Raw genomic sequence first — 16008 nt, forward strand, 5'->3', positions numbered from 1 at the left:
CTACTTCTTTGATAGCTTGGTTAAATACACTATGTAATTTTTCAGTTGTAAAATTAGCATTCCCATTAAGGCTGCATCTACTGCATTATATACTTGCCCTAAGCTTGTTAATATGTTACTTATAGTAGTATCCATACCTGCTATATTAATATCTATGGTATTATTAGTTCCTACTTCAAAATAAATCTTTTGATCATCTATCTTTCCATATACATCCGGATTAAATGAACCTTTTGGCAATATTGTGTTTGCCTTAAGTACTGAATCTTTAGCCAATACTGTTCCAACCGCTAATTCCGATTTTCCCTTAAGCACCATATCTCCGTTAATTTGACATCCTTCACCTAAGATTAATTTACCATCTAATGTTTTATTTGCTGCTAATGTAATGTCTTCTGTTATTGTATAGCTATCCTTAGATACCTTTACGCCTAATGCTTCTTCTGCTGCTGCTTTTGGTAAAGTTGTTCCTTTTGCTACTTCATAGCCGCCTTCTTCTACTAGATAAGTTTCTTCAGTTCCTACTGTTAACCCTAATGCTTGGGCTGTTTGTTTAGAAAGCTTAGTTCCTGCTGGAATAGTATAATCAGCATCTAATTCATATGTTGTATCAGATGGCGTTATACCTAATAAATCCTTCGCATCGTCCGCTGATAAAATTGTCCCCTTTGCTAATTTACTTCCTGCTGGAATTTCAGTACCTGCACCTATAACAGAATTTAGTGTCAATGTACTACCTTGTTTTATAGTACTTTCTGCAGCAGGTTTTGTGCCTTCTTTTACTGTCATGTTAGCTACAACGTTTAAGTCCTTATCTAAAGTTCTCTCATTTGTAAGTATTAATGAATCATTTGTTTTATATCCCGAAAAAACATATCTTCCATCATAAGTTACATTAGCTTCTTGAAGAATTTGTTCATAGAGTTGTGAAACATCAGTTTTAATAGCCAACTTATCTTTTTCAGCTAAAGTGGATGTGCTACCTTGTAAAAGCTTTGTACGGATTTGTTTTAAAATCTCTGTCATATTATCCATAGCAACTTCTGTAACATTCATCCAAGATTCTGCTTCTTTTGCATTGCTTTCGTATTGATCTGCTTCTAAAATTGTTGATTTTAGCTTTAATGTACGTCCTGCAATAATCGGATCATCAGATACTGTTTGAATCTTCTTACCTGTAGACATTTGGGCATATAGCTTATTCATATTATTCATATTTTTATAAAGCCCACTTAATGTATTATTAATGAGCATCCCATTCGTTACACGCATTTACTTTCCTCCTTAGAAGTTACCTAATTTAAAAATAGTTGTTTCATAAATACCATCTATCGTATTCATAATCTTAGCAGCTGATTGATACGCTTGTTGATATTTTATAAGATTTGTAAATTCTTCTGTTGAATCTACTTGTGACTTTGAAAGTCTTTGATTTTCTATTGTATTCGTTACAGCTACTTGTGTACTTTGATACATTTTAGCCTCTTTAGCATTAATACCTAGCTCACTAAAGATTGCTATCATATACTCTTTAGGATCCCCTTCTTTAAACATATGCTTATTATTTTTTTGAGCTGATAAGTCAAGAAGGAAACTTGTATCTGATACATTTTCTGGATCATATGTAGTATGTATATTATTAATATCATCAAATATCTCTTTCGAAACACTAAAGTTTTCTGCTGTTATTTTAGTATAGTCTCCTCCTAGAATATGTGTTCCATCTTCAGGCTCGCCTAATGTATTTCCTGTACTATATGTAAATAATTTATACTTTGTACTATAATTTGCTTTAACTTTCTTCAAATCCTCTGAATCTAATATCAGCTCGTTTTTATCTGCATCATAGCAAGCTATTACATTACCCTTGTCATCTTTTTTTACATAACTTACTTCTTTACCACCTGTTACTGCAATAGGAATGATTTCAATATCACCGTCTTTATCTTTGCTATATTGTTCATTCATTGCTTTAGAAAATTCTCGTACATAGTTATCCATACGTTTAATATAATATGGCACACCATTATATTTCACTGCAGCACCTGTTCCTGCACCATCTCGCATGTCAATGATACCTTTGAGTTCACCTGATAGATTTTCATTAGTCAAATCAAATGGTATCCCAGTATTCCACACAACGTCATAGATATCATCAATATCTTCTTCGTTTTGTTTTCCTGTAAATAATTTTGTTACATTTTGTGCACCTGTTTGATCAATACTGAGAAGTTCTTTACCAGCACACTTAATCTTCTTCTCCTCTATTTCGATATCTGCATCAATTTTTTTCAACTCTTCTTCAACTTTTTTAATCTTATCTTCAAGCACCTTAATCGCTTTATCCGATACTGGGGTTTGTTCTTTTTCTTTTTTTATTTCACTATAATAACCGCTAATCTCTTTTACTCTTTTATCAATAGCTTTTTCTCTTTCACCACGTACTTGTACAGATAAAGTATTTAAGTGAACATGATCTACTAATGTTTGTCCTGCAAATCTTACTTTAAACTTCTTTACTGTGGTACCTCCAATTTCTTCTTCATACTCAGAGACATCTACATTTCCAATTTGTGATAATCGGTCAATACATAAATCTCGTTCATCTCTAAAGGCATTGGCATCGTCCCCGTATAATTCAGCTTGAAAAATCTCTTTGTTTAAACTTTGAATACGTGTTGCTAAAGTATTGATTTCTTGTGCTGTTGCCTTTAACTCATAGTTTAAATCTTGTTGAAACTGTTTAAGGGATATTGAAACATTATTAAAATACTTTGAAAAACTAATAAGCTCTTGTCTTAATGCTATTTTAGCTTCTCCAGAAGTAGGATTTTTACTAAGATCACTTATGGCATCAAACATATTGTTAAATGCCGTTGTGAAACCACTTTCACTAGGTTCACCATATACACCCTCTATGAGTGAATTTTGAGTCACCTTAATATTGTATTCACCAAGTTTTGTATTCTGTAACCATAATTTAGAATCTATATAAGAATCTCTAATTCTAGTTATCCCTGTTGTAGACACACCAGTCCCCAACATTCCTGTTCCTGCACCACTTAGAGGAGTAGATGCTTGTTGTTGTAATTCTTGTTTAGAATATCCTTTTGTTGTCGCATTTGTAATATTATTAGAAGTAACTTGTAATCCTCTTTGTGCTGCAAACAAGCCACTCATTGCGATATTAAATTCAAAGAATGCCATCTCTATTCCCCTTCTCTATATTTTGTTAATAATTACGTCTAACATACCGTCTAACATTGTAATCATACGAGCTGAAGCATTGTATGCATATTGATACTTCAGCATACTTGCAAATTCTTCATCTTGTGAAACGCCGCCCATAGCTTGTCTCTCATTTTCTATATTTGCCACACTAATAGTTTTCTCAGATGCTTTTGCAGCATGTTCTGTTCCATCAGTCCCTAAGTCTGTTATAAATTCAGAAAAGAATGTTTTAATGTTAACGCATTTAGCTAATGGTGATGTTTTAATATCATCTTTATACCAATCTCTATTTTCTTCCCACTGATCAAGTAATTCAATAATCTTAGTATTGTTACCTACATCATTTGCTTCACCACGTGGATCTACTGTGCCTAAGTGATTATATCCACCTTCTTTTAAAAGCTCTGGATTTACTTGAATATTTCCAGGTACAAGTAATGCATTATAAGCCTTATGATATGCATCCCACTCTTCTTCTGTGGCATTAAGCCTAGGCTCTCTTACCTCTAATGGCACATTCTTTGGTACAAATACCTTAACTCCTTGTTCATTGTTTAGGCCTTTTCCATTAAGTGCATCATTGACCATAACTGCAAGTTCATTTGTAAAGTCATTTAGGATTTTATGATACTTAGGAATCATATAACTATTTCCTTGTTTATCGACACTGAAATTGTCGTTTAAGGCAATCTCATCCCATGTTGTTTTTGAAGTTACATAGTTATCCCCTCGAACCAGTAAAAGTGCCTTTAAACCACCTGTATCATTTCCATTAGCACTTGTAATTTCTTGATTCATTGGAAATACATCTTCTTTACTATCTGACCAAATAGGTTTATTAAATGGACTTCCTTCTATTGTTTGCTTAAACTCTAATGTATTAATAAATTTCTTATCAATTACAATATGTCTTTCAAATTTTACAACTAATCTATTATCTGGTTCTTCATAATAGCTTACTCTACCATATGTAGATAATTCATCTAATAATAAATTTCTTTGGTCTCTATAGTCATTGGCATTATCACCATTTACCTCTGCACTAGCAATTTTTTCATTGTATTGTTGAAGATCTTTTATAACCTGATTTATTCTAGTTATAGATTTTTCTACTTCTTTATCTGCTTGTTGTTGATATTCGGATAAACTACTTGATATAGAATTTAACTTTTCAGCAAGTACTTGTGCTGACTTGATGAAACTTAAACGTTCATCTACCCCATTAGGTGCTGTTTTAAGTTTCTGTGTTTGTGCCCAAAAGTCACTAAGCATTTCACTTACTGTGTCACCATATGGTTCATCAAAAATTGCTTCTATCTCATTACTTGCAGCTGTAAGATTTTGATAATAACTTAATGCCGAATTTTCTTGTCTTAATCTTTTATCTGCAAGTTCATCTCTTATTTGTCTAATTTCTGTACAAGTTACACCTAAACCAACTTGTAAGTTATAACCACCATTAGACCCTACATTTAAGTAGCCTGTCTCATGTTGCAAAAGTTGTTGTCTAGTATAACCTTTAGTATTAATATTGGTTAAGTTCTGTCCTGTAACCTGTAAGCCACGTTGTCCAGCCTTCAGTCCAGATACCATCTTCCCTAAACTCGAAATCGATGACATGGTCTTTCTCCTTTGCTATTTTGTCCTATTTATATATTATTGCTTATGATCAAAGACGCTTTGTTGCCTTTCAAGCATTTGTCCTTCTCCTAGTTTGCCGTAATTTCCTACATGAGTGTAACCTTTAGTACTCCCTATGGCATTAATCATAAAATCTACAAATTCTAATGATTGATTAAGCAATTCTTTGTTTAATTCACTTTGCCTCTTAAGTGTCGTAAGTTCTTCTTTTATTTTATCCCTTAAAGAAATAAGCTTACCACTCACCTCATTGGTTTCACCTAATTTAGCGGCTATAGTGGTAAGCGTTATTTCTTTATAATTCATTCCCGTTACTATTCCAATATCTTTCATAAGAACTTCTCGTTTTTTATCTAAGATACCTAACCTGCCTACAAATTGTTCTTCTGTACTTGTTACTTCCTCTAAAAGTTCTATGTTTTTTTCAATAATTGCTTGTTGTTTATACTGTGCTAATTGATTTAAACCTTCATAGCATTCAATTTGTGCCTCTAAAACGTCTACAAATTCATATATTATTCCTGCCATATAACTTTAACCTCTGACATTATATTTAGATAGGATTTTTTCTGCAACCGCTGACGCTTTTACATTATAAGAATTATTATTCATTTGCTCTTTGATTTCATCCACCTTATCTTGTCTTACATCTGGTACATTGGCTAAAGCTTTATATGCTGCTCTAAAATCTTTTGCTGTATTAGATAAAGCAACTTCATCTTTACTTGATGTCTTATTCACTTTGCTAGAGCTTGCGATACCATTTGTTTTATATGTTTCATACATTTTATTAATTGCATCTATCCTCATATTATCCGCTCCTTTACTACTTATTGTACTTCTGTATATTATATCGTCTTTTTTCAATGCTTCTTTAATGTAATTTTAAGCTCTCCTATCCCAAGTAAATCTATATATAACAAAAACAGGGAAGCTGACATTAATTTATTAATATCTACTCCCCTGCTTATTATTTTATAACCTATATTAATGAATACGATCTGATTTAAGGAATCGCATTTTTTCAGTATGCTCTAATTTTTTCTGCACAGACGTCATATCATGTGCTACTACAGATAATTCTCCTACTAACTCCGCCTTACACTTATTACAGTACTTACCTGTTAATATCGACGCACCACATCTTTCACATGTTAACATCATTGGTGAACCTGGTACCACTTCTAAACGTCCTTGTTTTAAAAAGCTTTGAATTAATTTAACTGATACTTCGTCTCATCACTTACTTTATTCATATTAGCACCAGGATTTTCTCTTAAGTACTCTTTTACTTTTTGAAACTGCTCTTCTTCGATTTGCTTACATTTAGGACATACATTAGGTCCTGTAATATATTGATACATTTTTTTACAACGCGCACATACTTTTACTTCCATCTAATCCCCTCCTGATAGTTTATGACTATTTTCCTATACAAACAACAATAACATAGACATTGTCATTTTTAAGGCGTAAACTCTCCCTTATTACTCTTACACATTCTTTAATTGTCGCACCTGTTGTATATATATCGTCAATAATCGCTACTTGCTTTAACTCTGGGTAAAAAATTTTATTTTTCTTAATTTTTATACTTCCAATTATATTTTTTAATCTTTCTTCTCTACTACATTGAGATTGTGGTTTTGTTTTTTTAGTACGTTCTAAACAATCATATACAGGAATTCCTGTAAGAATACTCATCTCATTTGCTAAATCTAATGCTTGATTAAAACCTCTTTTTCTTAAGCGATTAGGTGCTAATGGTACTGGAATTAACCCATCAACTTGTATTTTATCTAATAACCCTATTTCATTAATAAAAAGGCTAGCATAACTTCTAGCGTATTGTCTTATTCCTTTATATTTCCATCTTAATACAGATTCCCTGCAGACCTCTTTATATGGAAATAATGCAATAATACGTTCAATATGCTTTAACTCTAATTGCTCACAAACCAAACATCTTTCCTTTCCTAAATGATACGGCCTACCACATTTAGGACATGTATGCTCTTTCAACAGATAATGTGAGCATTTTCCACATAAGCAATCCACTTCTAACTGATCTAATATTGTATTACAAAGAGTACATTTTCTAGGATAAATAATTTGCTTTAGCTTATGGAACCACTGTAGACTCTTTTGCATAGCATATCACTTCCTATCTATTATTTTCTTTACATGCAGTATTACAACATTTGTGCCAAATGTAATGCTAAACTTGAGTATCTCTCAATTTCCTTATTGTTATCAACCATCTTTTGTAATGTTGTTTCAAGACCTACAGTTACTACTAATTTCTTAGCACGTGTAACTGCTGTATAAAGAAGATTTCTGTTTAAAAGCATTGGTGGTCCACTGTGTACAGGTATGATGACCACTGGATATTCACTACCTTGTGATTTATGAATTGTAACAGCATATGCAAGTTCAAGCTCGTCCAACTGACTAAATTCATATTCCACAACCTTCTGATCATCGAAGGTTACAACTAATACTTCTATTTCTTCTTTTATGCTTGTAATAATTCCACAATCTCCATTGAATACTCCTGTACCTTCTTCAATAGGCATACCCGTCTTTCCAAGAATTTTCCATGGTGTATTGTAGTTATTTTTAATCTGCATAACCTTATCGCCTTCTCTAAAAACTACACCACGATATTCTTTCTCATCCTTTAATTCATGAAAAGGATTGATTGCATTTTGAATTGCTTTATTAAGCTCATTAACCCCAACTACTCCCTTACGCATCGGTGCTAGAATTTGAATATCTTTCAAACTATCAAACCCTTGATATTTAGGAAGTCTCGTTTTTATAAGTTCAATAATTGTTGACTTCACTTCATCTTGTACACCACGTTTCATAAAGAAGAAATCAGATCCTTTTTCATTACAAACTGGATATTCTCCTTTATTAATACGGTGAGCATTCATAACAATCGCACTTTTTGAAGCTTGTCTAAAGATTTGAACTAATCTTACTGTATGAATACGCCCGCTTTTGATAATGTCTTTAAGTACATTACCAGCCCCTACAGATGGTAATTGGTCTGCATCTCCAATTAAAATCAAACGTTGTCCTTCTACAACGGCCTTCATCAAAGCATTCATTAGTGTAATATCTACCATTGACATCTCATCAACAATGATTACATCAGCTTCTAAAGGATTATCTTCATTTTTATTAAACATTTGTTTTGCACTATCATCACGCATGTAGTTAATCTCTAAGAGTCTATGAATAGTCTGCGCTTCCATACCTGTAGCTTCACTCATACGTTTAGCTGCACGTCCTGTTGGTGCTGCTAAAAGGACATCTTCACTGGCTTTTTCTAACATGTGTAAAATAGCATTAATCGTTGTTGTCTTACCCGTACCAGGTCCTCCTGTCACCACTGTAACACCATAAGAAAGGACACTGCGTACAGCTTCTTTTTGTTCTTCTACAAGCTCGATTCCCAAATCCTTCTCCGTCTGTACTAATTCTTTCTCTACATCTAAATGTGTATCTTTTTGATACAGACTTGCTAAATCAATCAGTTTTCTAGCTACTGCCTGTTCACTATAATAAAGATAAGATAAAAATACACAAGGTACTTCATTATAAGTTTTAATGATAACCTGTTTTGCAAAAGTTAACTCAATAAGGGCATTTTCAATTAAAGGATGTTCAAATTTTCCTGTTACTAGATAAGCATTATACTCTTCTGATAATAGAAGTTTAATAGCATCCTCCATTAAAGTCGCCCTTGGGACGTAAGTATGTCCATTATTAGCAAAGCTGGACAAAATATATAAGACTCCACTTTTAATACGATGCGGATCATCATTAGCTATGCCTACTTGATGGGCAATTTCATCTGCTTTTTTAAATCCAATCCCTAATATATCATCCACCAAACGGTAAGGTGTATTTTTAACAACCTCCATTGTTTGATCTTTATATTGTTTATAAATTTTAACCGCAAAAGTGGCTGTAATATTGTACTCTTGTAAAAATAGCATTGCTTTACGAAGTTCATATTGAGCGTGAAATACTTCACCAATCTCTGCCGCTTTTTTCTCACTAATCCCATTAATCTGTGCAAGTACTAAAGGTTCTTCTTCAATAATGCGAAAAGTATCTAACCCAAAATGTTTTACGATTTTTTTAGCAATTTTGGCGCCTATGCCTTTAATCACACCAGAAGCTAGATATTTTTCCATCCCTTGTACAGTTTTAGGCATGCTGCGCTCAATAAGATCTACTTTAATCTGTTTCCCATAGATTGGATGATTGCTCCAGCTTCCTACAATCTTAACTTCCTCACCTGCAAGAATTCCTGCCATTTCACCTACACACGAGATTTCTTCACCTTCATATTCAATTGTACAAACGGTATAGCCATTTTCTTGGTTTTGAAAAATAATATCTTCTACTGTTGCTTCTAAGACAATTTGTTCACTCAACTTTATTCACCACTTTACCTTCCATTTTTGTCAGTATAACATATATATATAAGTGGTGCAAAAATGGAATCCTAAATAATAAAGAACCGGTTATAAAAAAATTATAACCGGTTCTTTATTATTTTAGACTTACTCGTGTCATCTTATTATTAATTTTGTGTGATTGTAATTAGGCCATATTCTGTATCATCTTCATATGTGAAACCTAATTTTTGAAGTGTTGCTGGTGTAACGTATGATACACCTTTAATAACTTTTGTTGTTACTTTTACTGTTTTCCCATCAATTACAACGCTTGTTGTTTTTGTTTTACTATCATATTTTACTTGAAGGTCTAATTGATTCATTGTATCTTTAAGTGGCACATAAACGGTATTCCCTTTAACGATTACTTCTGTTTCATCAAGGTAAGCTACTTTTGGTACCATCATTTTAGTAAATTCATCCATTGTATATACTTTTGTATTTTCTGGAACCTTTACTTCTTTAGCTGCTGCTTTTTTGTATTCTGCTGTAACTTTACATGTAACAGTTACTTTTTTTTCATCTACAGTTAATACAAGATTAAGTTCATCATTTATTTTTAAACTGTCATCTGCAAATTGATATTCTGCTTTTGCATTGCTGCCTTTAAGCATTGGACTAATTGTTTTTACTGCTTCATCCATACCAACTTTTAATTCTTTTTCAAATTCAGCAAGTTGTTCTTCTGTAATTTGTCCTGTTGCAAGCATACTTGCTTTAAATACATCACTTGTGCAGAATACTGATACAAATTCTTTTCCTGCATCAATAAGTTTTTCATCTGCTAATTCGATTGTATATTTTCTATCACTTTGAGCAATCGCTACATCAGTTTTAATTTCTTTGAACATGTTCATATATGAAACAACTGTTTCTTTTGACATATTCATTCTAGGATATTCAAGTCCTATGTACTCAGATTTAATATTTTTAAATTCCTTAGTTGTTTCTTGCCCTGCTAAATTAAAGATATCTTCAAAGTATGATTTACTCATATATACTTTGTTATCATTTACAATAACTCTAATAGGTGCAATTTTAATATCGTTAGCTAAATCTAATACTTCCCCTTCTGCTTCCACTTTTTTAAGTGTTAAAGTAGCTTCATCCATTCCATCTTTTTGATTTGAGTAACCATTCATTTCTGCATAAACATTAACTTTTGTACCATCTGCTTCTACTGTAAATACAAAATCCCCTTTATATTCGCTAGCATCCCAAGCATAGAATTTATTCAATTCATCAAGTAAACTTAAGCCTGTTTTGTTACAACCAATCATCATAATAGCTGTTAAAACTACCATAACTAAAGCTAATAATTTCTTTTTCATATGCTATTCTCCTTTTATTAATATTTACACTCTAAATATTATATTAATTTTAAATTTTTTTCAATATAAAACCATATTTCAAATTTATTATAACTTCAATTTTTTATTTTATACCCATACAAAAATGCTATGATTTTTCTATCATAGCCATTCCATATACTCTATTACCCTATACTAACTCTCAATATTACTATATAAATCTCAATTATTGCTATCGAATCTCAGCTTTTAATGCTTCAGCTTTATCTGTTCTTTCCCATGGTAAATCTACATCTGTACGACCGAAGTGACCATATGCTGCTGTTTGTTTGTAGATAGGTCTTCTAAGGTCTAACATTTTGATAATACCTGCTGGTCTAAGATCAAAGTGTTTATTTACAAGTTCAACAAGTTTTTCATCACTTACAATACCTGTACCTTTTGTATTAACAAGTACTGATACTGGTTTAGCCACACCAATTGCATAAGCAAGTTCAATTTCACATTGTTTAGCAAGTCCTGCTGCTACAATGTTTTTAGCTACATATCTTGCTGCATAAGCTGCTGAACGGTCTACTTTTGTTGGATCTTTTCCAGAGAAAGCTCCACCACCGTGACTTGCGTATCCACCATAAGTATCTACGATAATTTTACGTCCTGTAAGTCCAGCATCTCCAACTGGTCCACCGATTACGAATCGTCCTGTTGGATTAATGAAGAATTTTGTTTCAGCATCTAAAAGTTCTGCTGGTACAATTGGTTTAATAACATATTCCATAATATCTTCATGAATTTGTTCTTGAGATACTGAATCTGCATGTTGTGTAGAAACAACGATTGCATCAATTCTAACTGGTGTATCACCATCATATTCTACTGTTACTTGTGTTTTACCATCTGGTCTTAAGTATGAAAGTGTACCATTTTTACGCACTTCTGATAATCTTTTTGATAATCTATGTGCAAGTGAAATTGGCATTGGCATAAGTTCTGGGGTTTCGTCACATGCGAAACCAAACATCATACCTTGATCTCCTGCTCCGATTGCTTCGATTGCTGAATCTGTCATTTCACCTTTTTTAGCTTCAAGTGCTTTATCTACACCCATAGCAATATCTGCTGATTGTTCATCTAAGGCAACAATTACACCACAAGAGTGTCCATCGAAACCATATTCTGGTGCGTTGTAACCAATTTCATTAATTGTATTTCTTACTACTTTGTTAATGTCTACATAACAATTAGTAGTAATCTCACCCATTACTAATACTAACCCTGTTGTAAGTGCTGTTTCACAAGCAACACGTGCATTTGGGTCTTGTGCAAAAATCGCATCTAAAACTGCATCTGACACTTGGTCTGCAATTTTATCTGGATGCCCTTCTGTTACTGATTCTGATGTAAATAATCTTCTTGCCATTTTTCATAGCCTCCTTTTTCTTTTGTAGGATTCCTGAAGTCAAGCAAACAGCCTAGAAAGGCTATTTTCTAAAAATAAAAAACCTCATTCTAAGAATGAGGTTTGCTATCCGTTCATTGATCCTCATCTTACGTATGTATATACGTGGGAATTGGCACCTTAGTATAAACTAGGTTGCCGGGTTTCACAGGGCCCTGTCCCTCCACCTCTCTGGATAAGAATTATTAATTTTATTAAATTTCAAGTCTATATTATTATAGACCACACATTTATTAGTTGTCAATAACTTTTTACTTTATATTTTTTTGTCAATTTCATCTAACTGACTATTTTGTGTGTTAGTTAAATTATTTTGCACTTGATATGTACTAAGCATTTGTTTATACATGCTATCTGCAAGTCCAACACCACCTGCTTCAACCATATTTTCACACAAAACATCTATCATATTATCTTCAAACATTTTCTCATAATCACCTTTTTCAGTGATTCCTTCATCTGTTAACATACATTCTTTCATTTTTTTAAAAACATAAGAAAGCATATATGTCTCAATCTCTTTACAGCCTTTCTTGAGTTCATCTGTATCTTGCTTTTCCATAGCCTTTTCTAACATATTACTAAAGTCACTACTTACAACTTTATTATTTTGTGTCATCAAATCTTTTTGTAAGCTAGATACACTTTGAATACTTGTAATATCCACTTATTCTCCCCCTAACTAACGTTTAAGTTCATTAGCTTGTTGAAGCATTGAATCTACTGTTTGAATAGCCTTTGAATTAAGTTCATAAGCACGTTGTGCCACAATAAGCTTAACCATTTCATCAGCTACCTGTACATTAGAACCTTCAAGATATCCTGTACGAATTGTACTTCTTTTAAGTTCATCATTTTCGCCTTCTACTAAAGGTTCTCCTGAGTTAGCCGTTTCTACATAATAGTTATTTCCAATTGCCTCAAGCCCTTGTCTATTAGCAAACTGTACCATCTTAATTTGGGCAATATCCATTCTTGTATTGCTCTCTAGATCCATATAATATAATGTTCCATCTGGATTAATTGTTACTTTATCAATAGGTATATCTGACCCAATAATAATAGATTCATCCTCTGTACTCATAACTGCATTCCCATCAGATGTTACAAGTGCATATGCACCTTCATCTGCTAATAAAGACATTCTAAAGCTACCATCTTTAGTATATGCAATGTTATCATTTCCTTTATCAATTACAAAGAAGCCTTCACCTTGAATTGCTAAGTCTGTTGGATTATCTGTTTGTGTAAGTGTACCTGTTGAATAGTTACGTGAATTTGCAAGTGCTCGTACCCCATGTCCTACTTGTGATGTAGATGGTGCAGTATCATCTGCTGTACTTGCTAAATTAGCATATAATAAACTTTTAAAGTTTGTTGTTTCTCTCTTATAACCTACTGTATTAACGTTTGCTAAGTTATTGGCAATTGTATCTACATTTAATTGTTGTGCTGTCATACCTGATGCAGCTGTCCATAATCCTCTTACCATTGTTTATTTACCTCCTATTTTATCCTCTATTGTTTAGCTAACTCGTTAACTGCTTTACCTAATAATGAATCATGTGTCTGCAATACTTTTTGATTAGCTTCATATGCTCTTGAAACTGTAATCATATCTACCATGGATGTTACTGAATTAACATTTGAAGTCTCTAAAAATCCTTGTAATAATTCACCTGTGAATTGTGTTCTTGGTACACTACTACTATATAAGTTATCATTCATTTTAGTTAATGCTCTTGTATCTTCAAAATTCGCTAAGTCCAACGTATCGATATATTCAGAGTTTAAATAAACCTCTCCGTTTTCTCTAATAATAACATTTCCACCTTGGCTCATGAAGTCTTCACCAAAGCTAATAGGGCCTTCTTGCCCCATAACACTATAACCTTCTGCCGTTACTAAGTCACCATTTTGATTAATACTAAAATTCCCATCACGTGTATAAGCTGCTCCATTTGGCGTATTCACTACGAAGAATCCATCTCCTTGAATCGCTATATCTGAAACTTCACCAGTATTTCTTACTGAACCTTGTGTAAATTGTGTATATACCTCTGCAACCTTCGCACCTAATGACATTGTACCAATCTGTTCATTATTAGGCTGATTATGTTGCATATCATTAATTCTCTTCATATATATTTCCTTAAAAGAACTAATAACCGTTGTATCTTTTTTGTATCCTGTTGTATTTACATTGGCTAAGTCATTAGAAATGACATCCATTTTTTTGGATTGTACATTCATTCCTGTTGCTGCCGTATACAAACCCTTAACCATATTTCATCCACCCTCTATTTTTAATAGTTTATTCCTTACTACCTTTTGCGTATCTATATTCAACCCACATACCTGTTCCTATAGCAACGCAACTCATAGCATCTTCAGCAATTACTGTATGAATACCTGTTACTTCTGTAATAAGTTTATCAAGTCCATATATCAGACTGCCGCCACCTGTAAGTACAATTCCTCTATCTGAAATATCAGAAGAAAGTTCTGGTGGTGTTTCTTCTAACACACTACGAATACCATCAATAATTCCTTGAACGCTTTCTTCTAATGCTTCTCTAATTTCTTCTGAATTAACTGTTACATGTTTAGGAAGTCCAGATACTAAATCTCTACCTCTTATTTCTATTTCGGCAGGAACCTCTCTTTTATATACACTTCCCACATTAATTTTTATTTCTTCTGCTGTTCTTTCCCCTATAAGAATGCTATATTTCTTTTTCATATATTTGATAATTGTATCATCAAATTCATCCCCTGCTATTTTAAGTGATCTTTTAACTACAGCACCACCTAATGAGATAACAGCAATATCAGCTGTTCCTCCACCGATATCAACAATCATACTACCACATGGTCTAGAAATATCAATTCCAGCCCCAATAGCCGCTGCAATAGGCTCTTCAATCGTATCTACAAATCTAGCTCCTGCTTGTCTTGTGGCATCTTCCACTGCCTTCTTCTCTACTTCTGTTACCCCACTTGGAATACATACTCCAATTCTTGGTTTTACAAGTCTATGACCAATTGCTTTTTGAATGAAGTATCTGAGCATAGCTTCTGTTGCATCATAATCTGAAATAACACCTTGTCTTAATGGTCTAATTGTTCTAATATTTGCTGGTGTTCTACCAATCATTGCTCTTGCTTCTTCACCTACAGCAATCACTTCTCCTGTTTTCTCTTTAATTGCTACTACTGATGGCTCGCGTAGTACAATTCCTTTTCCTTTTACATAAACAAGTACATATGCTGTACCTAAATCTATTCCTATATCAGCGCCCATTCCAAACATAAATTTTCTCCTTTTTAATAATAATTTCTTATATATTTTATATTTTCTTTGATTAACTTCTTCTATATGTAATTCCTCAAATATTATAGCATTATTCATTCTAATTTGCATAAAACTTATATGTATTTCTTAGTATTTTTACCTATAAAATAATTAATGAGGCTAGTAGGTTTTCTGTACCACAAACCTACTAGCCCCATCCTTAAGCTATTTCATAATAGTTGAATACTTTTCTTTAGTTGCAAGTCCCCCTCTTAAGTGCCTTTCTGCTTTGTTAAGTTCTAAAACTTTTCTAGCTTCATTAGCAAGCTTTGGATTTATCTTTTCAAGTCGCTCAGTTACATCTTTATGCACTGTACTTTTGCTAATACCGAACTTCTTAGCAGTTTCTCTTACAGTAGCGTTATAAGTAATGATAAATTTGGCAGCCTCTACTGCTCTCTCTTCTATATACGCTTTCAAGAAAAGGTCCCCCTTAACACAACTCTTGATTTATATGTATGCACAGCACTTCCCACTTATTACAAATTAAGGTTTATTGCCTATAAAAATCATATAAAATTATACTCATAAAAA

16 protein-coding genes and 1 riboswitch are annotated in these 16008 nt (G+C 32.9%); all 16 genes read right to left on the reverse strand.

Annotated elements, in window-relative coordinates; translation table 11 throughout:
• Complete coding sequence (flgL, locus tag JCM14822_RS03290) at nt 1–1272, reverse strand: flagellar hook-associated protein FlgL (RefSeq protein ID WP_054739633.1); 1272 nt, start codon at nt 1270–1272, stop codon at nt 1–3.
• A 12-nt stretch (nt 1273–1284) separates the two neighbouring features.
• On the reverse strand, nt 1285–3207 hold the full coding sequence (gene flgK, locus JCM14822_RS03295) for a flagellar hook-associated protein FlgK (protein WP_054739635.1): 1923 nt from the start codon (nt 3205–3207) through the stop codon (nt 1285–1287).
• A gap of 15 nt (nt 3208–3222) precedes the next feature.
• The gene (flgK, locus tag JCM14822_RS03300; protein WP_054739637.1) at nt 3223–4851 is read right to left on the reverse strand and encodes a flagellar hook-associated protein FlgK; all 1629 of its coding nucleotides are present in this window, start codon (nt 4849–4851) and stop codon (nt 3223–3225) included.
• Between the two features lie 36 nt (nt 4852–4887).
• Nucleotides 4888–5400 carry a flagellar protein FlgN gene (locus JCM14822_RS03305; protein ID WP_054739639.1) on the reverse strand — a complete coding sequence of 171 codons (513 nt, stop codon included), beginning with the start codon at nt 5398–5400 and terminating at the stop codon, nt 4888–4890.
• A gap of 6 nt (nt 5401–5406) precedes the next feature.
• Nucleotides 5407–5682 (reverse strand): flagellar biosynthesis anti-sigma factor FlgM, encoded by a 276-nt coding sequence (flgM, locus tag JCM14822_RS03310; RefSeq protein WP_054739641.1) that lies wholly within the window; start codon nt 5680–5682, stop codon nt 5407–5409.
• A gap of 177 nt (nt 5683–5859) precedes the next feature.
• Nucleotides 5860–6054 (reverse strand): hypothetical protein, encoded by a 195-nt coding sequence (locus JCM14822_RS03315; protein ID WP_054739642.1) that lies wholly within the window; start codon nt 6052–6054, stop codon nt 5860–5862.
• A 32-nt stretch (nt 6055–6086) separates the two neighbouring features.
• Nucleotides 6087–6269, reverse strand: coding sequence for a hypothetical protein (locus tag JCM14822_RS03320; RefSeq protein ID WP_054739644.1), 183 nt, complete (start codon nt 6267–6269; stop codon nt 6087–6089).
• Nucleotides 6270–6294: 25 nt separating this feature from the next.
• Complete coding sequence (locus JCM14822_RS03325) at nt 6295–7023, reverse strand: ComF family protein (protein WP_054739646.1); 729 nt, start codon at nt 7021–7023, stop codon at nt 6295–6297.
• A 41-nt stretch (nt 7024–7064) separates the two neighbouring features.
• Nucleotides 7065–9326 (reverse strand): SF1B family DNA helicase RecD2, encoded by a 2262-nt coding sequence (recD2, locus tag JCM14822_RS03330; protein ID WP_242861381.1) that lies wholly within the window; start codon nt 9324–9326, stop codon nt 7065–7067.
• A 149-nt stretch (nt 9327–9475) separates the two neighbouring features.
• Nucleotides 9476–10681, reverse strand: a complete 1206-nt coding sequence (locus JCM14822_RS03335; RefSeq protein WP_054739647.1) for a hypothetical protein — start codon at nt 10679–10681, stop codon at nt 9476–9478.
• 211 nt (nt 10682–10892) lie between these two features.
• Nucleotides 10893–12080, reverse strand: coding sequence for a methionine adenosyltransferase (metK, locus tag JCM14822_RS03340; protein WP_054739649.1), 1188 nt, complete (start codon nt 12078–12080; stop codon nt 10893–10895).
• Nucleotides 12081–12200: 120 nt separating this feature from the next.
• A riboswitch (SAM riboswitch) is annotated at nt 12201–12301 on the reverse strand.
• Between the two features lie 74 nt (nt 12302–12375).
• Entirely contained in the window at nt 12376–12786 is a 411-nt protein-coding gene (locus JCM14822_RS03345; RefSeq protein WP_054739650.1) for a rod-binding protein, read from the reverse strand.
• A 15-nt stretch (nt 12787–12801) separates the two neighbouring features.
• Complete coding sequence (locus JCM14822_RS03350; protein WP_054739652.1) at nt 12802–13611, reverse strand: flagellar hook-basal body protein; 810 nt, start codon at nt 13609–13611, stop codon at nt 12802–12804.
• Between the two features lie 26 nt (nt 13612–13637).
• On the reverse strand, nt 13638–14405 hold the full coding sequence (gene flgF / locus JCM14822_RS03355) for a flagellar basal-body rod protein FlgF (protein ID WP_054739654.1): 768 nt from the start codon (nt 14403–14405) through the stop codon (nt 13638–13640).
• A gap of 28 nt (nt 14406–14433) precedes the next feature.
• Nucleotides 14434–15432 (reverse strand): rod shape-determining protein, encoded by a 999-nt coding sequence (gene mreB, locus JCM14822_RS03360; RefSeq protein ID WP_054739656.1) that lies wholly within the window; start codon nt 15430–15432, stop codon nt 14434–14436.
• A gap of 207 nt (nt 15433–15639) precedes the next feature.
• On the reverse strand, nt 15640–15894 hold the full coding sequence (gene spoIIID, locus JCM14822_RS03365) for a sporulation transcriptional regulator SpoIIID (RefSeq protein ID WP_054739658.1): 255 nt from the start codon (nt 15892–15894) through the stop codon (nt 15640–15642).
• Between the last annotated feature and the right edge of the window lie 114 nt (nt 15895–16008).

The organism is Cellulosilyticum ruminicola JCM 14822 (genome assembly GCF_001311925.1).
Lineage (GTDB): Bacteria > Bacillota > Clostridia > Lachnospirales > Cellulosilyticaceae > Cellulosilyticum > Cellulosilyticum ruminicola.